24 protein-coding genes and 1 riboswitch are annotated in these 22184 nt (G+C 37.3%); of the genes, 19 read left to right on the top strand and 5 right to left on the bottom strand.

Annotation, left to right across the window (positions count from 1 at the left end; translation table 11 throughout):
- The first annotated feature begins 11 nt into the window (after window positions 1-11).
- The 6 genes from dnaB to rpsD all read left to right on the top strand — a co-directional run bounded on the left by dnaB (window position 12) and on the right by rpsD (window position 5207).
- A complete protein-coding gene (dnaB, locus tag LIZ08_RS03610; RefSeq protein WP_014714093.1) occupies window positions 12-1370 on the top strand; it encodes a replicative DNA helicase in 1359 nt (452 codons plus the stop codon).
- 1 nt (window position 1371) lies between these two features.
- Window positions 1372-1644, top strand: coding sequence for a Veg family protein (locus LIZ08_RS03605; protein ID WP_003009183.1), 273 nt, complete (start codon window positions 1372-1374; stop codon window positions 1642-1644).
- 34 nt (window positions 1645-1678) lie between these two features.
- Window positions 1679-1780: riboswitch (TPP riboswitch) on the top strand.
- A 74-nt stretch (window positions 1781-1854) separates the two neighbouring features.
- A complete protein-coding gene (locus tag LIZ08_RS03600; RefSeq protein WP_049495750.1) occupies window positions 1855-2613 on the top strand; it encodes an ABC transporter permease in 759 nt (252 codons plus the stop codon).
- Between the two features lie 57 nt (window positions 2614-2670).
- Window positions 2671-3666 (top strand): ABC transporter substrate-binding protein, encoded by a 996-nt coding sequence (locus LIZ08_RS03595; RefSeq protein WP_227038299.1) that lies wholly within the window; start codon window positions 2671-2673, stop codon window positions 3664-3666.
- On the top strand, window positions 3659-4390 hold the full coding sequence (locus LIZ08_RS03590; RefSeq protein ID WP_201089508.1) for an ABC transporter ATP-binding protein: 732 nt from the start codon (window positions 3659-3661) through the stop codon (window positions 4388-4390). The genes LIZ08_RS03595 and LIZ08_RS03590 overlap by 8 nt, the downstream gene beginning before the upstream one ends.
- Window positions 4391-4595: 205 nt before the next feature.
- The gene (gene rpsD / locus LIZ08_RS03585; protein WP_003002210.1) at window positions 4596-5207 is read left to right on the top strand and encodes a 30S ribosomal protein S4; all 612 of its coding nucleotides are present in this window, start codon (window positions 4596-4598) and stop codon (window positions 5205-5207) included.
- Between the two features lie 163 nt (window positions 5208-5370).
- On the opposite strand, the gene LIZ08_RS03580 is transcribed toward rpsD, so the two are convergent.
- The gene (locus tag LIZ08_RS03580) at window positions 5371-6534 is read right to left on the bottom strand and encodes a tyrosine-type recombinase/integrase (protein ID WP_227038298.1); all 1164 of its coding nucleotides are present in this window, start codon (window positions 6532-6534) and stop codon (window positions 5371-5373) included.
- A gap of 407 nt (window positions 6535-6941) precedes the next feature.
- Window positions 6942-7361 carry a helix-turn-helix domain-containing protein gene (locus tag LIZ08_RS03575; RefSeq protein WP_227038297.1) on the bottom strand — a complete coding sequence of 140 codons (420 nt, stop codon included), beginning with the start codon at window positions 7359-7361 and terminating at the stop codon, window positions 6942-6944.
- A gap of 180 nt (window positions 7362-7541) precedes the next feature.
- Here LIZ08_RS03575 and LIZ08_RS03570 point away from each other — a divergent pair, with 180 nt between their 5' ends.
- From LIZ08_RS03570 to LIZ08_RS03525, 10 genes are all read left to right on the top strand, one after another.
- A complete protein-coding gene (locus LIZ08_RS03570; protein WP_154358711.1) occupies window positions 7542-7739 on the top strand; it encodes a helix-turn-helix domain-containing protein in 198 nt (65 codons plus the stop codon).
- 510 nt (window positions 7740-8249) lie between these two features.
- Window positions 8250-8660 carry a hypothetical protein gene (locus tag LIZ08_RS03565; protein ID WP_227038296.1) on the top strand — a complete coding sequence of 137 codons (411 nt, stop codon included), beginning with the start codon at window positions 8250-8252 and terminating at the stop codon, window positions 8658-8660.
- An 83-nt stretch (window positions 8661-8743) separates the two neighbouring features.
- The gene (locus LIZ08_RS03560; RefSeq protein ID WP_413743231.1) at window positions 8744-8953 is read left to right on the top strand and encodes a hypothetical protein; all 210 of its coding nucleotides are present in this window, start codon (window positions 8744-8746) and stop codon (window positions 8951-8953) included.
- Window positions 8954-8966: 13 nt separating this feature from the next.
- On the top strand, window positions 8967-9233 hold the full coding sequence (locus LIZ08_RS03555; RefSeq protein ID WP_227038295.1) for a MerR family transcriptional regulator: 267 nt from the start codon (window positions 8967-8969) through the stop codon (window positions 9231-9233).
- 146 nt (window positions 9234-9379) lie between these two features.
- On the top strand, window positions 9380-9895 hold the full coding sequence (locus tag LIZ08_RS03550) for a hypothetical protein (RefSeq protein WP_227038294.1): 516 nt from the start codon (window positions 9380-9382) through the stop codon (window positions 9893-9895).
- The gene (locus LIZ08_RS03545) at window positions 9892-11337 is read left to right on the top strand and encodes a virulence-associated E family protein (protein ID WP_227038293.1); all 1446 of its coding nucleotides are present in this window, start codon (window positions 9892-9894) and stop codon (window positions 11335-11337) included. Before LIZ08_RS03550 ends, LIZ08_RS03545 begins: the two co-directional genes overlap by 4 nt.
- A gap of 379 nt (window positions 11338-11716) precedes the next feature.
- Window positions 11717-12016, top strand: coding sequence for a hypothetical protein (locus tag LIZ08_RS03540; RefSeq protein ID WP_227038292.1), 300 nt, complete (start codon window positions 11717-11719; stop codon window positions 12014-12016).
- Window positions 12013-12162 (top strand): hypothetical protein, encoded by a 150-nt coding sequence (locus LIZ08_RS03535; RefSeq protein WP_227038291.1) that lies wholly within the window; start codon window positions 12013-12015, stop codon window positions 12160-12162. The genes LIZ08_RS03540 and LIZ08_RS03535 overlap by 4 nt, the downstream gene beginning before the upstream one ends.
- Window positions 12163-12261: 99 nt before the next feature.
- On the top strand, window positions 12262-13134 hold the full coding sequence (locus LIZ08_RS03530; RefSeq protein ID WP_227038290.1) for a hypothetical protein: 873 nt from the start codon (window positions 12262-12264) through the stop codon (window positions 13132-13134).
- On the top strand, window positions 13127-14161 hold the full coding sequence (locus LIZ08_RS03525) for a head maturation protease, ClpP-related (RefSeq protein WP_227038289.1): 1035 nt from the start codon (window positions 13127-13129) through the stop codon (window positions 14159-14161). The genes LIZ08_RS03530 and LIZ08_RS03525 overlap by 8 nt, the downstream gene beginning before the upstream one ends.
- A 772-nt stretch (window positions 14162-14933) precedes the next feature.
- Here LIZ08_RS03525 and LIZ08_RS03520 read toward each other — a convergent pair.
- Complete coding sequence (locus LIZ08_RS03520; protein WP_227038288.1) at window positions 14934-15467, bottom strand: TetR/AcrR family transcriptional regulator; 534 nt, start codon at window positions 15465-15467, stop codon at window positions 14934-14936.
- A gap of 133 nt (window positions 15468-15600) precedes the next feature.
- Here LIZ08_RS03520 and LIZ08_RS03515 point away from each other — a divergent pair, with 133 nt between their 5' ends.
- Entirely contained in the window at window positions 15601-18396 is a 2796-nt protein-coding gene (locus LIZ08_RS03515) for a YhgE/Pip domain-containing protein (protein WP_227038287.1), read from the top strand.
- Between the two features lie 86 nt (window positions 18397-18482).
- Here LIZ08_RS03515 and LIZ08_RS03510 read toward each other — a convergent pair whose 3' ends face one another.
- Together LIZ08_RS03510 and LIZ08_RS03505 are read right to left on the bottom strand one after the other, a co-directional pair.
- A complete protein-coding gene (locus LIZ08_RS03510; protein WP_227038286.1) occupies window positions 18483-19166 on the bottom strand; it encodes a DUF4947 domain-containing protein in 684 nt (227 codons plus the stop codon).
- Between the two features lie 92 nt (window positions 19167-19258).
- Window positions 19259-20491, bottom strand: coding sequence for a carbohydrate-binding domain-containing protein (locus LIZ08_RS03505; protein WP_227038285.1), 1233 nt, complete (start codon window positions 20489-20491; stop codon window positions 19259-19261).
- Between the two features lie 214 nt (window positions 20492-20705).
- Between LIZ08_RS03505 and LIZ08_RS03500 the strand changes: the two genes are divergently transcribed.
- Together LIZ08_RS03500 and LIZ08_RS03495 are read left to right on the top strand one after the other, a co-directional pair.
- The gene (locus LIZ08_RS03500; RefSeq protein ID WP_049492711.1) at window positions 20706-21485 is read left to right on the top strand and encodes a polyphosphate polymerase domain-containing protein; all 780 of its coding nucleotides are present in this window, start codon (window positions 20706-20708) and stop codon (window positions 21483-21485) included.
- Window positions 21478-22161, top strand: coding sequence for a DUF4956 domain-containing protein (locus LIZ08_RS03495; RefSeq protein WP_227038284.1), 684 nt, complete (start codon window positions 21478-21480; stop codon window positions 22159-22161). Before LIZ08_RS03500 ends, LIZ08_RS03495 begins: the two co-directional genes overlap by 8 nt.
- The last annotated feature ends 23 nt before the right edge of the window (window positions 22162-22184 follow it).

Below are 22184 nucleotides of genomic sequence, written 5' to 3'. Positions count from 1 at the left end.
AAGGTTTTTTTATGGCTGAGATAGAGGAATTACGAACACAACCTCAGGATATCCAAGCGGAGCAATCAGTGTTGGGAGCCATCTTTATTGATGAGGGGAAATTGGTCTTTGTTCGTGAATATATCGAGCCTGGCGATTTCTTTAAGTACTCGCACCGTTTGATTTTTAAAGCCATGATCGATCTAGCTGACCGCGGGGATGCGATTGATGCGACGACTGTTCGAAATATTTTAGATAGTCAGGGGGATCTCCAAAATATTGGCGGTCTCTCCTATTTGGTAGAAGTCATTAATTCGGTACCAACTTCAGCTAACGCAGAGTATTACGCGAAGATTGTTGCCGAAAAAGCTGTCTTACGTCGATTGATCTCTCGATTAACGGAAAGTATTAATCAAGCTTATGATGGTGCAAGTCCTTCAGATGAAATCATTGCGGGTGCTGAAAAAGCTCTGATTGATGTTAGTGAAAACGCAAATCGTAGTGGATTTAAAAATATTCGAGACATCTTGAATATAAATTTTGGTAGCTTGGAAGCCCGCTCGCTTCAAACCTCTGATATTACGGGTATTGCGACAGGCTATCGCGATTTGGACCATATGACGACGGGGCTACATGAGGAAGAGTTGATTATTTTAGCGGCTCGTCCTGCAGTAGGGAAAACAGCCTTTGCTCTAAATATTGCTCAAAATATCGGGACAAAGTTGGATAAGACAGTGGCTATTTTCTCATTAGAAATGGGTGCTGAAAGTTTGGTTGACCGGATGTTAGCAGCTGAAGGTTTGATTGAATCCCATTCGATTCGTACAGGTCAATTGACGGATGAAGAGTGGCGGAAATATGCCATTGCTCAAGGAAATTTGGCCAATGCGAGTATTTACATCGATGATACTCCGGGAATTCGGATCACTGAGATTCGTTCGAGAGCAAGAAAATTAGCGCAGGAAACAGGGAATCTCGGTCTTATTCTGATTGACTACCTGCAGCTGATTACAGGGACTGGAAGAGAAAACCGTCAACAGGAAGTTTCAGAAATTTCTCGTCAGTTAAAGATTTTGGCTAAGGAACTAAAAGTTCCCGTTATTGCTTTGAGTCAGCTATCACGTGGTGTGGAACAGCGCCAAGACAAACGTCCTGTTCTTTCTGATATTCGTGAATCTGGATCGATTGAACAGGATGCGGATATTGTTGCTTTCTTGTACCGTGATGATTATTATGATCGAGCTGGTGAAGAGGAAGAAGATGGAATGCCTAATAATACGGTTGAAGTGATTATCGAGAAAAACCGTTCAGGTGCGCGTGGGACAGTCGAATTAATATTCCAAAAGGAATACAATAAATTCTCAAGTATTTCAAAGAGAGAGGATCAATAAGATGAGTGATGCATTTACAGATGTTGCAAAAATGAAAAAAATTAAAGAAGAAATCAAGGCCCATGAAGGACAAGTGGTTGAAATGACGCTTGAAAATGGACGGAAACGTCAAAAAAATAAATTTGGACGCTTGATTGAGGTCTATCCTTCTTTATTTATTATCGAGTATACGAACGACAATAGCTTGCCAGGTGAACCAGCTAATACATACGTGGAGTCTTACACCTATTCAGATATTTTAACAGAGAAGAATTTAATTCGTTATTTGGATTAATTTCTTGCTTTTATCGTCTAAATCAGTTATTATAATAAATACATATGGGAGTCTGTGTACAGTCTGAGAGGAAGTGTAAGCTTCGACCGCACCTGATCTGGGTAATGCCAGCGTAGGAAACAAATGAAATGTATTTTTCGTTATGAGTGACCTTGTGCAATCCGTCTCCTATTTTGGAGGCGTTTTTTATTTGTGAGAAAGGAGGTTACGATGTCTCTTGTAAAAAGATATTCAAAACAATTGATAGGATTTGCAGGTTTTAGCAGTCTTCTTGTCTTATGGCAGTTAGCAGGATTTTTAAATATCCTCCCCAAATTTGTATTACCAACGCCACTTGAAATTGGGAATGCCTTTGTACGAGATCGATCTCTCCTGATTCATCACAGTTTGTCTACCCTTCAAGTGGCCTTGATCGGACTTGTTATAGGCGTTCTTCTTGCTGCTGGCTTTGCGATTCTCATGGATAGTTTTCAATGGGTGAATGATCTGGTCTATCCTTTTATGGTTGTTATTCAAACCATTCCGACGATTGCCTTGGCCCCTATCCTGGTTCTTTGGTTTGGTTATGGTATGCTTCCAAAACTGGTTTTGATCATTATTACGGTGGTATTTCCCATCGTAGTCAGTCTGTTAGATGGTTTTCGGCATTGCGATCAAGACATTCTGAGATTGTTTCAGATTATGCAAGCCAATCGCTTTCAGACTTTAGTCCATTATAAAATTCCTGCAGCGCTTCCTTATTTTTTCGCAGGTTTACGTGTGAGTGTTTCCTATGCTTTTATCAGTACGGTCGTTTCAGAATGGTTAGGAGGTTTTGATGGATTGGGGGTCTATATGATCCAATCGAAGAAGTTATTTCAGTATGATACGATGTTTGCGATCATTGTATTGATTTCTGCTATTAGTTTACTCGGTATGTTTCTCGTTGACCAATTAGAACGAACCATTCTAAAATGGAAAAAGGATTGACAAACTTGTAAATGGTGTAAAAATTAAATTGACAAAAATGTAAAAGAGGTATAGCTAATGAAAAAGTCAATAGGTTTATTTTTCTCAATAATATTGGGATTTGTTTTCTTGAGTGCTTGTCAAAATTCTGTCAAGCAATCGTCAAGTGGTTTGAAAAAGATTGATTTTATTCTAGATTGGACCCCGAATACTAATCACACGGGTCTCTATGTAGCAAAGGAAAAAGGGTACTTTAAAGAAGCAGGACTGGATGTAGATATAAAACTTCCTCCGGAAGACAGTAGTTCTGATTTGATTATCAATGGGAAAGCTCCATTTGGTATTTATTTCCAAGATTCTATGGCCAAGAAATTGGATAAAGGTGCGGGTATTACCGCTGTTGCAGCTATCGTCGAACACAATACGTCAGGGATTATTTCAAGAAAAGATGCAGCGATCACAAGTCCAAAAGATTTGGTGGGTAAGAAGTATGGTACCTGGAATGATCCGATTGAGTTGGAAATGATCAAATCGATGATGAAAAAAGAAGGAGCTGATTTTAATCAAGTAAAATTGGTTCCAAATAGTGATTCAAATTCCATTACTCCGATTGAAAATAAGGTCTTTGATGCTGCTTGGATTTATCACGGTTGGGATGGAATTTTGGCTGAGCAAAAGGGAATGAAGACCAATTTCTTCTATATGAAAGATTTTGTTCCTGCATTTGACTACTATTCGCCTGTTATTATTGCTAACAATGACTATTTGAAGTCTCATAAAGAGGAAGCAAAAAAATTCATTCAAGCGGTGAAAAAAGGCTACCAATATGCTATAGAGCATCCAGAAGAAGCTGCGGATATCTTGATCAAACAGGCCCCTGCCTTAGCTAACCAGCGTGATTTTGTACTCGCTTCCCAAAAATATCTTTCTAATCAATATGCTTCAGACAAGGACAAGTGGGGGCAGTTTGATCCTAAGCGGTGGAATGCTTTTTATGCTTGGGCAAAAGAGCAAGGATTGGTTTCAAATGACTTAGAAGACAAAGGTTTCACAAACGAATTGGTAGGTGACTGATATTTTAACCGTAAAAGATGTAAGTTTCTCTTTTGGAGATAAAGCAGTTTTAAATAATGTATCACTAGAAGTGCAAAAAGGAGAAATCGTCTCTATTCTAGGTCCGAGTGGGGTAGGGAAATCAACCTTGTTTAATTTAATTGCTGGGATCCTTCCCTTACAAAAGGGCGCTATAGAAGTAGATGATGCTCCGATCTCCTTTGGGAAAGTCAGCTATATGCTACAAAAGGATCTTTTGTTGGAACATAAGACAGTATTGGGAAATATTATTCTTCCCCTTCAATTGAAAAAGATTCCTAAGGAAGAGGCGACATCTACAGCTCTAAAATTGTTAGATGAATTTAAATTGGGAAGTATCGCCAACCTTTATCCCAATGCCCTGAGTGGGGGGATGCGGCAACGGGTGGCGCTATTGAGAACCTATCTTCTGGGTCATTCTGTCTTCCTATTAGATGAAGCTTTTAGTGCCTTAGATGAATTGACAAGGCAGGATCTTTATCACTGGTATCTAGACAGTAAGGAACGTCTTGGTCTCACCACTCTAGTGATCACTCATAGTATCGAAGAAGCTTTGACATTGAGTGACCGGATCTATATCTTAAATCATAATCCCGGTGAAATTATTGCAGATCTTCCTTTAAAATGGGATCCAGCAACGGATAGAGACTGGCAACAATTGCAATATAAAAAACGAATCATAGAATTATTGTCTGAATTTCATTGAAATTGTTTTGAAGGACTTTACAAAGTTTCTATTCCGTGATAGAATAGAATTTGTGCGAAATGACAGCAGGACAAAATGAAGCTCGTCAACAGGAAGTCAGCTAGAAAAGTAACCTTTGCTGTTTGGGCGAAGGCTTTCTGAACGAATCAGGTTTGTCTAAAACGTTATTTCCTACAAAAATTATTTTTATAGGAGGACATTTCAAATGTCACGTTATACAGGACCATCTTGGAAACAATCTCGCCGTCTTGGCTTGTCACTTACAGGTACAGGTAAAGAATTGGCACGTCGTAACTACGTACCAGGTCAACACGGACCAAACAACCGTTCAAAATTGTCAGAATACGGTTTGCAATTAGCTGAAAAACAAAAACTTCGTTTCTCTTACGGACTTGGTGAAAAACAATTCCGTAACTTGTTCGTACAAGCTACTAAAGTTAAAGAAGGAACTGTCGGTTTCAACTTCATGCTTCTTTTGGAACGTCGTTTGGATAACGTTGTTTACCGTCTTGGACTTGCGACTACTCGTCGTCAAGCTCGTCAATTCGTTAACCACGGTCACATCCTTGTTGACGGAAAACGCGTTGATATCCCTTCATACCGTGTAACTCCAGGTCAAGTGATCTCAGTTCGCGAAAAATCAGCTAAAGTTCCAGCTATCCTTGAAGCTGTTGAAGCTACAGTTGGACGTCCAGCATTTGTATCATTCGATGCTGACAAACTTGAAGGTTCATTGACTCGCCTTCCAGAACGCGATGAAATCAACCCAGAAATCAACGAAGCACTTGTCGTTGAATTCTACAACAAAATGTTGTAATATCTTTTTAACTATGATAGGCTGGAAAGCCTTTAAACAAAGCACTTTAGGTATTTTCCCTAGAGTGCTTTGTTTCTTTTTACTACCCTTTTAGTTACCTATGACTAATTTTTGTATAGTAAGAGGGTGTACCTTTTCAGGTTCACCCTGTATTTTACTGTATTTATAAATTGCTGATTGCCGTTTCAAATATTGAGACGGCTTTTTTTGCGCCTTCTTTTGTAGCGTGGACGTATGTATTTAATGTCATTGTTATATTAGAGTGGCCTAGTCTATATTGCAGATCTTTAGCCTCTATTCCAGCGTAAAGCATAATAGTAGCATGGGTATGACGAAAACCATGAAAACTTATATCGGGTACCCCAGCACTCTTAAAATGCCCCTGTAGTCTTTTTCTCAATAAGCAAGCGTAAGCGTATTTAGTAGTAAAAGGTGTGAACACAATATTTTCAGACCTTCCCAGCTTCCAACATTCTACTTGTTGGCGCTTTTTATACTGCTTTAAAAGTGAGATAGTCGCTGGATCTATTTCAATATCTCTTAGGCCTGCTTTTGATTTAGGGGTATTTGTTTCTTGATATCTGTTTAAAGTCTTAGATATACTGATCGTACCTGTTTTGAGGTTTATATCAGACCATTCAAGGGCTAGAGCTTCCCCAATACGGCAACCACTGGCCAGCAAAGTTTTATAAAGAACGTAATCAAAAAGATTTTCATATAAATTTAGATCCAAACTATCAAGATAGGCTAGAAATTTCTTTAATTCTTGATTGCTAAAAAATCTAATCTTTTGTTCTTTTGCTTGTTGCTTACGCGGAATAATAACATCACGGGCTGGATTGTGCTGGATCACTTGCATAGTAACTCCATATTGAAGTATACGGCGGTTAATATTGTTTAGAAAACTATAATTTGCGTATGCCCCCTTCTCCCCTCTATTCGCTTTATCTGCCCATTTATTTACTTGTTGTTGAATAATAGGGGTAGTTAGGCTATTTAGTTTATAATCGCCAAAAACGGGCAAAATATGAAGCCTTACAATACCCTCCATAGATTGTTGGGAGTTTGGTTTGATTGTGTTTTTATAACTCTCCCACCATAGAGCAACTAACTCTCTATAAGTAGTGATCGTTGGTTTATTTTTAGCACAATATCCATTGTTGGCAAAGGTATTAATTGCTTCCCTAGCCTTGATTTTGACTGCCGTTTTAGTATTAGCTGTAACAGTGGTACGGGCCTTTTTCCCCGTCATCTGATCTACACCTAAATAAACACTAGCACGGTAAACAGTTTGGCCATTCTTTTTTACTACTGTTTTGATATTCATTTTTCTTTCCTTTCCATCAACAGGCAAGCGGATAGGTGAGAAAAGAAAAATTAATAAAAGTGACAACGTTGTCACTTATTAAGGGTATTAAATACGACCATGTGGTCGTATTTGCTATTTCTTGGGCTTTCTAAATTATGTGACGTCACATAATTTAATTACTCAACGTTGAGTAATTTGAAATCGTTAAACGTTGAACGTTTTTAGATTAGATTTGTTTCTTCGAAAAACGAAGAAACAATATGTTGCAACGTTGCAACATTTCGAAACGTTACGAAATTTGATAAACGACAACGTTGTCGCTTTTAGGTTAATAATGTGGTCGTGATTATTAAAGTAGCATTTAATATTACCCAACGTTGGGTATTTTAAATAGTGTAAGTTCCATTTTTTAGAATGTCGAAACGTTACGACTTTTTAAAATTATCTATTAAATCAGATAGCAACTTTAACTTACTATTTGTAGTTTTTTTATCTTTTACAAAATTAGTTATGTTTTCTATATAAAAATATCTTTTATTATTTTCTGAAGAAGCGTCCACAAGTCCTTGGGGGGTAATATCTTGGAGATCGTCTTCATCACTAGGGAAATCATCTGGATTTTGCTGGGCCAAGTCGTACATAGATTTATGGGGTTCATCTTCAAAACCTAATAAATAATTTAAACTTACATCAAAATATTCGGCTAACTGTTGCCCTCTATCTGCTTTGAATTGACTTTCACCATTTTCCCAACTTTGCAGAGTACGTAAAGGAATATTGTGTTCTTTAGAGAATTCCTTCTGTGAAATTCCTTTCTTTTTGCGTAATTCTTTCAATCTATTCATAGTAAACACCTTTCAAAAACATTATAACACAAAAAATATTTAAATAGACGCAAAAAATTGCATTTATTTTTTAAAAAAGTATTGACAACGCAAAAAAATGCGTGTATAATTCAAGATGTACCGCAGGAAGTTGCGTGCAAATTAGTAAACACCATAAAAATAATATAAAGGAGGTAAAGCATGAGAAATAACATGCGCTTATTATTAGCAAAGCAACGGAAGAAAACTTCTGACGTTGCAGAAGCTACAGGGATATCAAAAAGTACACTAACGGCATTATACTATGAACGTGCAAAGAGTCCAACATTGGATACTTTGAAGAAAGTTTCAAGTTTTCTAGGGGTAACTATTGATGAATTTCTAGATGTGAAAGATTAGAAAGGATACATAATGTATACATGATTTTCAAAAAAAGACAACAAAAAAAGTCAAATACTCGCCTTCGCCAAAAATTGAGTATATGACTTAAAAGAAACAGGTACCTAGAAAGAATACTTTCTAAATACTTTTTATGTACCTAGTATATCAGAAATTAGAGAGGTACACAAGATGAAAGGAAAGAAGTTTTCCCATTATCCCCGCTTATTAAGTAGGGCAGTGACATTGGTTTCACAACTATACCATGGAGAAATTACAAGATCTGATTTTGATATCTTTTATAAAAGACTTGGAGATCAGATAGAACATGAACAAAAATTAAATAAATAATCACTTATTAAACAGGCAAGCGGATAGGTGAAAAAAGAAAACTGTATAAGAAAAGCCATGCTGACAGGGCAAATATAAGCCTCTGTTTATTAAAAATGTGGGCTATCGGTCAACAAACAAACGTAGAATGTTACTAAATGTTGCTATGTATCAACATTTGAGCGATAAAAGGAGAAATCAATGAGAAAAACAACATATGAATTATTAAGTGAGAAAATAGAAAATCTTCATAATGAATTAATCAGAATTGGCAAAGAAAACAATTTATATTGTTTATCACTCAAAGCTGAACAACTCAATACGATAAAAGAAGATATCGCTAGGCTTCTATGGGTAGAGTATCCAGAGTTGAATGAGAGCGGTAAAATTGAAGCAGTCAACAAAATGACTTATGGAATGGTATTCCATGCGGGAATTTTTGAAATTGATGGAATGCGTTTGGCATTTTTGGAACGTTTAGCAAATAATTTTTTTCATACTGAGAAGGAAAAGAATTCATTTGTCAGTTATGCAGAAGATCTATATTCAGAGAACACTCAAACTCACAAAGATTTTTTGAGAGAAAAAATGGCATTAGCTAATAGAAAATAAGCGTTTGAAAAAGACCATTTGTGTAGATTTTGCACAATATAAACTTATTAAAGTACTGTATAGAAAATAGGAATATTAGAAAGTTGGAAAAAATGAATGAATGGAATTTGTCTCTAGAACAAACAATCATCTTATTTATTATTTTATATTTGATCGTATCCAAAATATGGTTTTTTGAGCCAAAGACAAAGAAAAATGAAACTTATACAAAAGGGGAAAAAGAAATAATAAATGAAAAACTAAATCCAGACTATGGGGCTTATGTATGGTTAGCTGGCAAGCGTTTTAATTGAAAGGGGTAAGGATATGGAATTACTTTCAAAGGAAATTCAATTGGAATGGCTTCAAGCACAAAAAGAGACTTTAGAAACACTTGTGAATTTAGAAATGGAACGAAAAGGGAAACTAGATCTTATTACTAGAGAAGAATTAAAAGAGGCTCTAGGAGTCTCAGGAGAAACTCTAAGAAATTGGGAAAAACTTGGACTGAAAAAACTGCAAACCCCAACTGAGAGAGCTAGAAAAGTTTATTATCGCCCAAGTGACATTTATTTGTTCTTATCAGTGAGGTAGAGAGCAATGGAAGTGAGATATTATGAACCGTCTAAAGATTTTAACAAAGCAGTATATAATGCTCCTTTTAATCTTTTATTACTGCCATTAGGTACAGATGAAGAAGCTGAAAAGAAGATCATAGAACATTTTGAGAAGGTGAAAAGATGTATAGACAAGTGATTTTATTTCTACAAGAACAAAAGATACAAGAATTTGACTTTTTGAAGGATACCCCTACTAGGGTTTATAAAAAGAATGAGTGGTACGCTTTTATTTACTATGAACCGATGGGGGAAAATCTGACTGAACAAGTAAGCCCTAAAATGCTTATCCAAGTAGTAACCAACTCTAAAAACCTAGAAAATAGGGGCTGGAAGTTAGTACGTAATTTCCCTATTAGTAAATTACAAGGGGACTTACTAGAGTTTTTACAATTATATGAAGTCTATAAATTTAGAGGTTATAAAAATGGCTATGGTTTAGAATTTAATGGGCCATTACTGGAATTTGTTGCGTATGGCTTAAATGATCGAACAGAAGTATCTACCTTTTTAAAAATGATGATCGGGGCTGGATATAATTTAGAAATAATCATACAGATCTTTTCTAATATCGTTAAAAAGAAATCTCTTGCCCGTGATTTTGTTGAATTGATAAACCGTTATGAGGTAACTACATGAGTGTTAAAAAAGCATTAGAAAAGACAATACAAGAAGAACGGGCTTCCCCGAACTTTCCAAACCTTACGGAAAGAAGAGAAACAGAGACCGAAAATAATAGTCTTGGTTTGGTTGAAAAGGCCAAAGGGAAAGGCTGGGCTTCTAGTTTAGATAATTTGAGTAAGATTATAAGTGGAGACAGTCTACTGAAAGACAAGTTAAGATATAATGAATTCACACATGAAATTGATATCATCGGTTCATTAAAACTCAATAGTGATAACGGGCTTACTGGGGTAGCAGATGATAGTGTTTTAAAAGAAATTCGTCTATATATTGCAAAAAAATATAAAGTGGATTTTAAAAAAAGCGATATTTCTGACACTTTGGAAGTTGTGGCCCGTACACAAGGTTACAACCCCTTGAAAAAATTCTTGCTAGAATGTGAAAGGGAATATAATTCTTGCAGTGATCCACCAGAAACATTTAATATTTTACGTCAATATCTTAATGTAGAAGATAGTAAATACAATCGGATAATATTTGATCTATTTTTTCGTGGAGCAGTTGCGAAAGTGTTTGATCCTAGTGTAAAGTTTGATTTTGTATTAGATTTGACTGGTAAACAAGGGGTAGGAAAAACACAATTTTTTGAAGGCTTGTTTACAGATCAATACTTCACAACCGTTGAAACTTTCACGGATAAAGACGATAAAGCCCGAATGGTGAGAAATTGGTGCGTTTTTGATGATGAAATGGTAGCAACTAAAAAGACCAGTTTCCAAGAATTAAAAAGGTTCATAACTGATAGAAAAATCGAATATCGCCCGCCTTATGGTAGCACTGATAGGCGATTACTGAAAAACTTTGTTATTGTACGGGCAACGAACCAGCCCGACTTCCTAAATGATTTAACTGGAGAACGTCGTTTTCTTGTTGCTGAAGTCTATAAAGATAGTTCCTACAAAGGTAGAAACTGGACTGAAAATGATCGTAGGAGGTTCTGGGGTGGTATGGTCAAGGCTTGGAGAGATAATAAAGACTTAACCCTATCAGATGAACAAGAAGCCCTAGTAAACGCTATACGGGCCAAATATAAAGCTATAGATGAAGAATTAGAAGATCTTGAAAGATATCTAAATACCCCCTATCCCGAAAGAATGTATTTTAGCCCTCCTAATGATAAAGTTAGAAAGTATTTTATCCATGAAATTTTAACCAATGGAATTTGGCTTAATGGAAATGGTGAGGAAGAAAAACTAGATGAAAAATACGGGAAATTAGTTGAACGTGATCGCTTAACTGTTAACCTATTTTTTCAAGAAGTCTATCTGAACGACAGCCCCACTCAAAAGCAAAAGGCAAAAATAAGAATGGCTCTACAAAATCAACAGGAATGGCAATACAAGAAAGGCATAAAATTCGGGAAGGTTACTACATCTGGTTTTTTCAAAAATGGATAGTTGGAATTTTAACAATGAGGTTGGAAAAATGAGAACAAAATTCCAACCGTATAAACCCTTGTGAGAGTAAGGGGGGAAGGATTTTTTAAAAAAATGGTTGGAAAGTTATTTAAAAAATCCAACCACGGAAACGCTTGGTATATAAGGTTTTTTTGATGATTGGTTGGAAAATAACAATATTTAATAAGAAAAAGTATATTACTTATTGTTGAATACACTGTATTAAATTATTTTAACTTTCGGTGAAAAAAATCCAACTTTTCCAACCAGATCTAAAAAACGTTGATATAACAGGCTTAAGGCGGTTGGAAAACTAGTTTATAAATTCCAACCAGTTGGAAAATTTTTACAACCAAAATGATAAAAAAGGAGGTGGAAAATGAAAATAAAACTAAAATACAATGTAAAGGAATTTAATTTTACATATGATTTTAAAACAGAAGAAACGGCTCATATAGCCTCGGAGGCACTTATAGGATATTTACTGGGTACTCATTTTAGGGTAAATGCAAAGGTAGACTTCCTATGTGTAGAGAAGGACAGTAGTCTAACTAGATTGTCGTTAAAATATGTATCTGTAAATGATTTAAGCAGTATTCTAAATCGAATCTGTAACTTTTATGATGAATATCGTACAGGGCTAAATTTAGATTTCGATGAAGAATGGGAGGGGTTATGATGGATAAACTAAATGACGGTTGGATCTATTTTATGAACCGTGGTATAATTAAAAGTGTAAAGATCCCCGAATTTGGGGAGCTGAATTTAAAGGTCTCTAATGGTGTTGTTACACTCATAGAGACTAAAGAACAAACAAAAATTTAATTGCTGACTTGAGAACAAGAGGCATGACATAAAACGGTTTTTATAATTCGTTTTTTGTCATGTCTCTTTTTTATATCAATCTAAAGAAAAGAGGAAAAAATGGAAATTAAAGAAGCAAAAAAGATTTATTTTGAATTAGTTCAAAACTATAATTTATTTAATAAAGAAACTACCTGGTTTGGTACAGGGTATAGTGATAATTATCACTACCTAACACTAGGACTTATTCCAGAAATTGCAAGTACATTATCAGAGGGCAAAGATATTATTAAACTTGTTGAAGAAATTCGTAATTCAATTAAAAAATATTGGGAACTTCGAACAAAGTCCATTGATAAAATGAATAAAATTCTTTCTGATAATTATCTCACTAGTAAAGAGAAAGACCATAAAGCAAGTGAGTTAAAAAAAGAAATTGCTTTAAATCTAAATGATCTGGTAAAAGTAAATGTAAAACTTGCCAATAAACAAGAAAAAGTATTTGCTCCAATTTTAAATAAAATTCAAGAAGTTACTGAAACACTTGGGGAATTTGGAGATAATAAAGTTCTTCCTTCAAAAATTAACTTATACGCAAATTGCCCAGAGTGTACAGAAAAAGAATTTACAAATTATTTTGTAGATGAATTATATACACCTTACCCACCTTTAAAAGATCGTGATTTTAACTATTTCATTAGAATTGGTGAAGAAGTTTCGTTTACACGTCATGCAGAGGAAGAGTTTGAAGAATTAGGCTTACAGACACTTAATAGACATTTAACAAACTTTAAAGTAGAAAACTACTGGAAAGAAAACGGATTTAGTTCAAAAGTTGAATGGCTTGCAAGTGTCCATGAAAAACGTAAAGAAGCGGAAGAACTTGCATATATCGAAGGTATGAAAATGCAACAAGCTTTAAAAGAACTAAAAGCACAAGGGAAGCAAGAAGGCTTTTTCAAAAAGATGTTAGGAGCTTTTACAAATGAATAAGATTGAGATCAAAGGGGCAATTATCCCCAATAATAGTATTGAAGCATATAAGAAAGAGGGGAAGGAATACACGGCCTTACAAGATATTGAATTACCGCCTTCTTCTGAACCTATAGAAGTGATCATCAATTCTGGGGGTGGTGATGTATTCACAGGAAGCGAAATATACAGTCGATTGAAAGATCATAAAGGACAAGTAATTGTAAAAATAGTGGGGGTTTGTGCTAGTATTGCCAGTGTGATTGCAATGGCTGGGGATACTGTAGAAATGAGCCCGACAGGTTTGTTTATGATACATAACGCAATGGCTTGGACGTATGGTAATACTAAAGAGCATAAAAAACAAATTGAAGCTCTAGAAGTAGTAAACAATAGTATCGCTTTGGCCTATCAAAACAAGACAGGTTTACCAATGGAAACTATTAGAAATTTAATGGAAGAAGAAACATGGTTTTCTTGTGATCGTGCGCTAGAGTATGGCTTTGTAGATAAACAAATGTTCATGAAAAAAATTTCCCGTGAAATGGTTGCTAGTATTCTCGAACATGTCCCAGAACAAGGGCGACACTTGTTTATGGAAAATGTAATTAAAAAGAATTTAGATAAAATTGATGCGAATATTGATGAACTGAAAAGTATTAAGAATAACAAAAATCAGTCATATGGTCAGAAGTTAATGACACTTGGAGTAAAGGATAAGAAAAACAATCTATCATATGGTCAGAAGCTAATGACAATCGGGTTAACACCAAACAAGAAACCCACCACTAAACAGATGTTAAGAGTTGCAAATGACGCTGAAAAAATAGTCATGTTGTTAACTCTCGAAGCAAGACATGAAACATTAAAAACTATTCGGGAGAAAAGATTTGAACAAATTCAAAAAGAGATAAAGGGTAGTTATTCGGAGCCATACCTAAACGAAGGATACCAAGCTGGAGATGTAATACTGGAGAATGGAAAAACTGTATTAGTGGCTCAAGGTCTCAATGATTATCAAAGTAAAGCTGATGAGTTGAGAAGATAAAATAGGTAGAGGATAGGCTTCGGCCTATCTTTTTATCTTTCAATTCTTCCAATTAGACATAATGAGGAAAATGCCAATTCATTTTTTAAAATCTTGTAGTTTCTTGATACGCTTGGGGTTTGGTGAATAAACGAATTAGACAGAATGTAAGATATGTCTAATTGAGAAGGGGGAACAGGGCTAGTAAATGCAAAAATAATGAGACAAAAAATTAGAATTACTCATTTTTGGGAATGTACACAAAATTGAAAATCTAAAAATAATACCCCCCGGTCGAAAAAAATCGAAAAAAATCGGTCTCTGGGAACCGGTGGGAGGGGTCGATTTTCTAAATATAAGGGTTAATTTTTAAGGGGGGTGGGGGTATAGGTCAAAAAAAGTCAAAGATTTTAAAAAAGCCCCAAAATTTTGGAGCTTAATTCTTGCCTGTTGAACTCATTAGATTTAGTTCCCTTTTTACTACCCTTTAAGTTACCCCAGCATGTCTCACTTTGTTAGTGATTGTTGAAATACAATGTTTTTGGTAGTTAGGTTGCCTTATTATTACTATACATGTTTAAGTGCTGATAACAAAATGCTTTAATTTTAAGATATACCTTACAGAAAGCCTACAACAGTGGGCTTTTTGTTTTGTCTTAAAGGGTTGATTTCTGGCTTTGTTCAGTTACAAATTTTCTAAAACTGTTTCATTAAATGAGACAGTTTTTTGTTTTCTTAAAACCTAAACCTGCTAATAAAAAAACTCCTGATCTATCTAGATCAGGAGAGACTGTTACCGTAACATTTTTATTAAAAATTCAGCCATTTGTTGAGGGCTTTCTTTTTTTCCGCGAGAAACCCACATTTGACAGACTCCGAAGAAGGCATTGGTCAGATAGACAGAACTGTAGACTCTTTCAATATCTGTTAATGATTTATGACTATAGCGCTCTTGCAGACTATCAACCAGAAGAATCTGTAATTTATGTCGTAAAAAGGTTTGGATCTCCTTGGTTCCATTCTCTGTCAGAAGAACCGCAAAGAGTGGCTCCTTGGTTAGAAATTCGAACACTTCTGTAATCGCTTGGCGCTTGTCATCTTGGTGTTTGTCAAAGATATATTCAAGCTTGTGAAAGAGTGCTTGTTGGTAGCGCTCGATCATGTCATACTTGTCTCGATAGTGGGTATAAAAGCTAGAGCGACTAATGCCGGATTCTTGTGCTAGTTCAACCGTTGTGATTTGATCGAATGATTCCTTTTCGAGTAGTCGAACCATCGCCTCCTCAATATTTCGTTTTGTTTTTAATCGTTTATTGCTCTCAGTCATCTGTTAATCCTTTTTGCACAAAATTATACACAGTGTCTAAAAATAATATTTTATACTTGTGAAAATTTCTAGAAACTGTATAATCTATTATATCAGAAATTTAGACATTGTGTATAAAAAGGAGACAAAAAATATGATGAAAGAATGGAAGGCTGTTCTTAAAAAGCCAACATTTATCATTGTCATGATTGGAGTTGCGTTGATTCCAGCTCTTTATAATATTATTTTTCTATCTTCCATGTGGGATCCATATGGAAAGGTTTCGGATCTTCCTGTAGCGGTTGTCAATAAGGATCAATCTGCTACATATAATGGACAAAAGATGGAAATTGGAAAAGACATGGTGTCCAATTTGAAGGACAATGACTCACTTGATTTTCATTTTGTAGATGAGAAAGCTGCGAAAGATGGTCTCAAAAATGGCGATTATTATATGATTGTAACCCTGCCTGAGGATCTTTCAAAAAAAGCTAGCTCCATCTTAACCAATCATCCGGAACAGATGACCATTGATTACCAAACGTCCAGTGGTCATAGTTTTATCGCAGGAAAAATGAGTGACACTGCGATGACAAAAATGAAGCAGTCAGTGGCTGAAAAAGTGACCAATACTTATACAACAGCTTTATTTTCTAAAATGGGATCGCTTAAAACTGGTATGGGGACAGCGGCAGATGGAAGTGCTAAATTAGCAGATGGTGCAAGTAAATTGGAAGATGGTGGTCAAACACTGTCTACTAATTTGAATACATTGGCTCGTTCAAGCTTAGCATTTTCAGATGGTGCAACCACTCTTCGTACAGGTCTAGCAGCCTATACAGATGGTGTTGGTCAATTAGGAAATGGTCTCAATCAAATGGCTGGTCAACTTCCAAACTTGGTATCTGGTGTCAATCAATTAAATAATGGGTTTGGTACTTTTAATACAGGCTTGATGGCTTACGCTACCGGAGTGGATCAATTAGGAAATGGTCTCAATCAAATGGCGAGTCAAACCCCTCAGTTGGCCTCAGGAGTTGGTCAATTAACCAGCGGTATGGGGACCTTCAATGATGGTCTTGGGAATTATACCAATGGCGTGCGTCAATTGAATTCGGGCCTATCTAACTTTTCAAATGGTTTAGCAACCTATACAAATGGAGTCGCTACTTTATCAGAAGGAGCGGGTCAATTAAGTAGTCAATCTGCTACCCTTCGAAATGGGGTTTCTCAATTAGAATCAGGTATTCAAACATTATCAAGCCAGCTACAAGCTTCTACAAGTCAATCTGCTCAGATTGATCAATTGGCAGCTGGTTTAAACCAATTAAATGCAGCGATTCAAAATGCTACAGTAGATACCAGTCAACTTTCGTCTGGATTGACGAGTATTGCGAATTCAGCTCAATCAATCCTTGCTTCAGCCCAAGCGGATCGTGCAAATGCCCTTGCAAGTGTTCAAGGGACAGCAGCCTATCAAGCAATGACAGCTGACCAACAAGCGGAAATCAATGCAGCGATCTCATCGAGCCCAAGCTCGAGTGAAACGGCGGCTCAAGGAATCTTGACTACGATTCAAACGATCCAAGGTAGTTTGAATACAGGAAATAGCTTGACACAACTGCAAACGGCAGCCAATCAAGTTTTACCGACAGCTTCTTCTACCTTGACAGACCTGTCAAGTGGCTTATCTAAGATCCAATCCGCAGTTAGTGGACAATTGTTGCCAGCTAGTCAAACCATCAGTCAGGGGATCAGCGCTTATACAGCTGGTGTCGATAAAATCGCTAATGGAGCAACCCAACTTCAGACGAATAGCAGTACTTTAACAAATGGGGCTAGTCAGTTAGCAGCAGGTGTTGGTCAACTAGATAGTAAATCATCAGAATTACTTGCAGGAAGCAATCAATTAGCTTCTGGTCTAGGTGAGTTAAATGGGAAGATGCCTGCCTTGACATCAGGTATGAATCAACTGGCTTCAGGAGCGACCCAATTAACAGGTAAGTCGGGTGAATTGGTTGCCGGTGCTGGAAAATTAGCTGAAGGTGTAGGGCAATTGAACAGCAAGACTCCAGAGTTGGCAGGTGGTGTCAATAAACTTGTCACTGGTGTCAATCAGTTGACAGAAAAATCAGGTCAATTGGTGACTGGGGCTGATAAACTAGCCGACGGTGCAAATCAAATCTCAGATGGGTCCAGCAAATTAGCAGCAGGTGGCCAAACATTGACAAATGGTTTAGGTGAATTAGCAACAGGAAGCCAAACCTTGAGTCAAGGTTTAAACGATGCTAAGGGACAATTGAATGTGGCTACAACTGAAAAAGAGAACGCTAAAACCTTAGCAGATCCTGTCACGACCTCTAAAACAGACCATGATAATGTTCCTGTGAATGGTGTTGGGATGGCTCCTTATATGATCTCAGTAGCACTCTTTGTTTGTGCCTTGTCAACCAATATGATCTTTGCAAAATTGCCATCCGGTCGCCACCCTGAAAGTCGCTGGGCATGGTTTAAATCTCGCTTTGAGGTCAACGGAACGATTGCGGTGATTGCAGGAGTCTTGGTCTATGGTGCCGTTCACTTGATTGGTTTATCAGCTAATCATGAGATGGCTACTCTCTTCCTTTGTGTGATTGGTAGTGTGGCCTTCATGTCTATCGTGACTGCTTTGACAACATGGCAAAGAAAGATCGGTGCTTTCCTTTCCTTGATCCTCTTGCTCTTGCAATTGGCTTCTAGTGCAGGAACCTATCCTCTTGCTTTGACAAATGGCTTTTTCCAAGCCATTCATCCATTCTTGCCAATGAGTTATACCGTTTCTGGTCTTCGTCAAACGATTTCGATGACAGGAGAAATTGGAAATCAAGTGGCCTTCCTTCTGATGACTATTGTCCTTTTTGCAGGACTCGGAATGTGGTTCTATAATCCAAAAAAATATGAAGAGGACTAATCTTCAGGAACTCCCAACAGAATGTGTTGGGAGTTTTTTGTTTCATGTGAAACAAAAATTCTCGCTTGTTTAAGCGAGAATGTTTATTATTTAAAGAAGACGACATCAGGATTTGGAGTAATATAGAGAAGTTGGTCGTTTTCAAAGACCAGTTGGATGGTGTTGTTTTTATAGGTGTAAATGGTATAGTCTACTCCGGATTTAGAAGCTTGTTTGAGATCAACAGCTCCCATCAAAAAGGCGTGAGCTTGTTCCCCTGTGATTTTCCCCTCGTGGTAGAGCCCTTTAATATTTTCTAATTCGGTATTTTCAAAAGATTCAGCAATATAAGCAGGGTCTGTTATTTGTTTCTCTGGATTCCCAAGGATCTTTTGGACAAGGGCAGTGGTATATCCTTCATAATCCGGCGTCTGTGCAAAAATTTTATCGTCATTTCTAGAGTAGGCTACTTTTAAGTTCCCTGTTGCATAAATTTTATCTTTGGGTGCTTCTTGAGCATTTCTAGGGAGTCCTTCGGTTGTGACGATGTCAGAAGTGGTTTCCGTAGTAGTTGAGGGAGAGCTAGAGGAGTTGCTTGAGCTATTTGAACTGGTTGAGCGACTCGGGAGGCTAGAATGACTCGAGCTACTTTTTTTAAAGGTTTTCTTTTTTGAGCTGGTAGCAGTGGGTACTTTTTTAAAGTTGATCTTAAGGTCCGGCACACAGGCTGATAGAAAAAGAAGAGACAGCAAGAGTGTGAACAAAAGAGGGAGTGTCTGTTTTTTCATCATGTTCCTTTCGATAAGCTAATTGATTTTCTATTCTATCATAAAAAAGGCAACAAAAAAAGGTCAGGAAGAAATCCTGCCTTTATTTGTTATTATTAATGACCGCCGCCTTGAGGTCCGCTACCGCCTGGAGCCCCACCGCCTCCAGGCATGGAGTTGACAATTTCCGTTTGTTTTTCACCGTTGATATAGATGTCTCCGCCAGTGTAGGTAGCAGTACCATCAAAGTCGAATCCAGATTGTCCCGTTAATTTAATGGTTCCTCCGGTAACAGTGATATTTCCATTCGAATCAATTGGATCAGTATCGCCTTGGCCAACTTCAACGTTGAGGGTTCCACCATTCATAGTGAAGAAAATTTCATCTTGGTTAGCATTAGCATTGGCTGCATTGACACCGTCATCGGTTGCATAGATGGTGATATCTCCACTGTTGATGGTGATCGATTTTCCTTCGAGACCTTCGACAGACTCTGTTACCTCATAGGTTCCGCTATCGATGATCAGATCACCAGAATCATGGATTCCGTCATCTCCTGCAGTGATGGTCATTTTGTTATCTGAAAGATACATGGTTCCGACCGAAGTATCTTCATCATTATCCACCTTGACTGCATCTTCATCTGCATCGATGGTCATGGTCGTGCCAGTGATATTGAGTTCATCATTGACGTTGAAGGCATCTCCTACAGCCGTGATCTTATAGGTTCCACCTGTGATATGGAGAGTGTCATTGGCCTTGATCCCGTTATTCTTCTTAGCGTCAATGTTGAGCGTACCTGAACCATTGATGGTGAGGTCGCCTTTAGAGAAGATCACTGCATCGGCGTCTTCATCATTGTTTGAACTTGAATCAGACAAGGTATTGGTCGTGCCGTCTGCTAGAGTGAGGTAGACATGACCTGTTTTCGTAGCAGAAATTGGCGCGTTGGTGTTGGTCATGGTAACGCCTTTCAGGACGATGTGAACATCATCTGAGTCACCTGCTTCGACCTTGATTTGAACCCCATCGGATTCACCAGAGATGACATAGGTTCCAGCCTTTGAGATGGTCACGGTGGATCCAGATACAGCTACGCCGTCACCTGATACACTTGCAGAAGATCCAGACAGTTTTACAGTAGAGGCTTTGCTTTCATCGTAAGAGCTGTCCTTGTCCTTATCTGTAAAATAGTTGGAATTGTTTGTTTTATTTTTTGAAGTAGAAGTAGCGGTAGTTTGTGCAGTATTGCTTTTTGTAGCTGATTGTGATGACGCCTGGGTGCAAGCTGTCAGTAAGGTGAGGGTTGCGGCCCCCGTTAATAAAAATTTCCATTTGTTTGATTTCATGAGCTTTTCCTCTCGTTCAATTGATATGCTCCTAGTCTAAAGTTGCTAGCTGAAAGTTTCCTAAAGTTTTTCTGAAAGGAACCTTAACTTTAGTTTTCTTTAAGTTTGGCTTAATGACCAGTTAAGAAAGTCCCATTAAACTAGAAAGCACGTAAGTCGTATTCATACTTACTGAAGGTTAGAAACAATAGATCCCTCTTAAAGGAGAAGAAACATGAAAAAAACAATTGAGACAAGTTTCAAACGAATCGAAACAAAATATATCGTCGCAAAAGATGACGTGAAGGACTTGATCAAAGACTTAAAAGAATACGTCGTAGAAGATGATTACCCAACCTCAACCATTTCAAACATTTATTTTGATACGGAAAATTTTGATGTCATTCAAGATGCTCTTGCAAAACAACACCGCCGTGAAAAAATTCGGATGCGGACTTATATAGAAAAACCTCAAGCAGACAGCCCAGTGTTTCTAGAGGTGAAGTCAAAAGATGAAGAAGGAATTGGCCATAAATTCCGCCTAGTCGCTACTTCGCAAGCCATTATCAACTTGATGACAGATGGGACAGTAGATCATCAGATACAAGATCCAGACTTAGTGCAAGAGATTCAGAGATTGCGCAAACGTTATGGTCATCGATTGGAACCACGGATGTTCATTTATTATGATCGTTTGTCTCTCAAAGAAAAGAAATCCATTCAGGGTTATCCTTATCAGAAGATTCGCGTGACAATCGATCAAAACTTAGTCTTTCGAGACCAGGCTGTTAGCCTTTTTGGTGGGAAGAAAGGAGAACCTCTACTAGAGGATGACTTCGTGATCATGGAAATTAAGGCTCCTGGCCAAGAACCTAAATGGCTAAAGGATATTTTAGAGAAGTATGGTTTGGTGAAACAGAAATTTTCAAAATATAGCTGTGCTTATCATAAATCACAAGGCTTGGATTATGCCCCAAGACCAGTTCAAGAAACGGTAGGTGCTGCCTATGTCTAATCTATTTGATTCTATTTTTAATAATGCCACAGCAGCGGTGGATCCCTTGCGCTTACTGCTGGCCCTTTTGGTCAGCCTCTTTCTAGGGCTGGCCCTATCTTGGACCTATAAATACCGAACACTTTACACTCGAGAGTTTGTCATTAGTTTGACCTTGCTTCCTTGTATGATGACCTTAGTGATCTTTTTGGTCAATGGAAGTTTGGGAACCTCGATTGCAGTGGCAGGGACCTTTAGTTTGATCCGTTTTCGTTCGGCTACGAGTGGTTCGAGAGAGTTGATTGCCATTTTCTTAGCTATGATTATAGGATTGGCTGCAGGTTCGGGCTATCTTTTATTGGCCATTTTATCAACTCTCTCTTTACTAGGGGTGTGGCTGGTATTAGAGAACAAACAGAGTAAGGCAGACCATCAACGGCGCCGCCATTTGACTATTACAGTCTCAAAACAAGATGCTGTTGCAGAACAAATTAGTCAGTTGTTAGACCAAAGTTGTTCAGAAATTGACTTTATTTCTGTCACAACGGTCCAAGCTGGAGAACAACTGACCTTGAACTATGAGGTGAATATAAAATCGAATATCGATGATTTTGCTCTTGCCAATCTATTGATTAGCAAGATTGAAAATTGTGATGTCGCTCTGACAAAGAAAGCGAAGAAAAGAAAGAATCTATAACGGCTATCCTACTTTAGGATAGT

Origin of the sequence: Streptococcus sp. 210928-DFI.4.42, from assembly GCF_020554365.1 — a bacterium.
Classification (GTDB): Bacteria; Bacillota; Bacilli; order Lactobacillales; family Streptococcaceae; genus Streptococcus; species Streptococcus parasanguinis_S.
The sequence above is the reverse complement of the archived record's forward strand: the minus strand, read 5'-3'. Positions and strand labels throughout refer to the sequence as shown.

Excerpts from the sequence above, each read along its gene's own strand:
- LIZ08_RS03570 (WP_154358711.1), top strand. The coding sequence starts at position 7,542 with ATGAGAAATAACATGCGCTTATTATTAGCAAAGCAACGGAAGAAAACT.
- LIZ08_RS03530 (WP_227038290.1), top strand. The coding sequence starts at position 12,262 with ATGGAAATTAAAGAAGCAAAAAAGATTTATTTTGAATTAGTTCAAAAC.
- LIZ08_RS03545 (WP_227038293.1), top strand. The coding sequence starts at position 9,892 with ATGAGTGTTAAAAAAGCATTAGAAAAGACAATACAAGAAGAACGGGCT.
- LIZ08_RS03535 (WP_227038291.1), top strand. The coding sequence starts at position 12,013 with ATGATGGATAAACTAAATGACGGTTGGATCTATTTTATGAACCGTGGT.
- LIZ08_RS03605 (WP_003009183.1), top strand. The coding sequence starts at position 1,372 with ATGAGTGATGCATTTACAGATGTTGCAAAAATGAAAAAAATTAAAGAA.
- LIZ08_RS03495 (WP_227038284.1), top strand. The coding sequence starts at position 21,478 with ATGTCTAATCTATTTGATTCTATTTTTAATAATGCCACAGCAGCGGTG.
- LIZ08_RS03510 (WP_227038286.1), bottom strand. The coding sequence starts at position 19,166 with ATGATGAAAAAACAGACACTCCCTCTTTTGTTCACACTCTTGCTGTCT.
- LIZ08_RS03520 (WP_227038288.1), bottom strand. The coding sequence starts at position 15,467 with ATGACTGAGAGCAATAAACGATTAAAAACAAAACGAAATATTGAGGAG.
- LIZ08_RS03515 (WP_227038287.1), top strand. The coding sequence starts at position 15,601 with ATGATGAAAGAATGGAAGGCTGTTCTTAAAAAGCCAACATTTATCATT.
- LIZ08_RS03595 (WP_227038299.1), top strand. The coding sequence starts at position 2,671 with ATGAAAAAGTCAATAGGTTTATTTTTCTCAATAATATTGGGATTTGTT.
- LIZ08_RS03580 (WP_227038298.1), bottom strand. The coding sequence starts at position 6,534 with ATGAATATCAAAACAGTAGTAAAAAAGAATGGCCAAACTGTTTACCGT.
- LIZ08_RS03505 (WP_227038285.1), bottom strand. The coding sequence starts at position 20,491 with ATGAAATCAAACAAATGGAAATTTTTATTAACGGGGGCCGCAACCCTC.
- dnaB (WP_014714093.1), top strand. The coding sequence starts at position 12 with ATGGCTGAGATAGAGGAATTACGAACACAACCTCAGGATATCCAAGCG.
- LIZ08_RS03550 (WP_227038294.1), top strand. The coding sequence starts at position 9,380 with ATGTATAGACAAGTGATTTTATTTCTACAAGAACAAAAGATACAAGAA.
- LIZ08_RS03565 (WP_227038296.1), top strand. The coding sequence starts at position 8,250 with ATGAGAAAAACAACATATGAATTATTAAGTGAGAAAATAGAAAATCTT.
- LIZ08_RS03575 (WP_227038297.1), bottom strand. The coding sequence starts at position 7,361 with ATGAATAGATTGAAAGAATTACGCAAAAAGAAAGGAATTTCACAGAAG.
- LIZ08_RS03540 (WP_227038292.1), top strand. The coding sequence starts at position 11,717 with ATGAAAATAAAACTAAAATACAATGTAAAGGAATTTAATTTTACATAT.
- rpsD (WP_003002210.1), top strand. The coding sequence starts at position 4,596 with ATGTCACGTTATACAGGACCATCTTGGAAACAATCTCGCCGTCTTGGC.
- LIZ08_RS03500 (WP_049492711.1), top strand. The coding sequence starts at position 20,706 with ATGAAAAAAACAATTGAGACAAGTTTCAAACGAATCGAAACAAAATAT.
- LIZ08_RS03600 (WP_049495750.1), top strand. The coding sequence starts at position 1,855 with ATGTCTCTTGTAAAAAGATATTCAAAACAATTGATAGGATTTGCAGGT.
- LIZ08_RS03555 (WP_227038295.1), top strand. The coding sequence starts at position 8,967 with ATGGAATTACTTTCAAAGGAAATTCAATTGGAATGGCTTCAAGCACAA.
- LIZ08_RS03525 (WP_227038289.1), top strand. The coding sequence starts at position 13,127 with ATGAATAAGATTGAGATCAAAGGGGCAATTATCCCCAATAATAGTATT.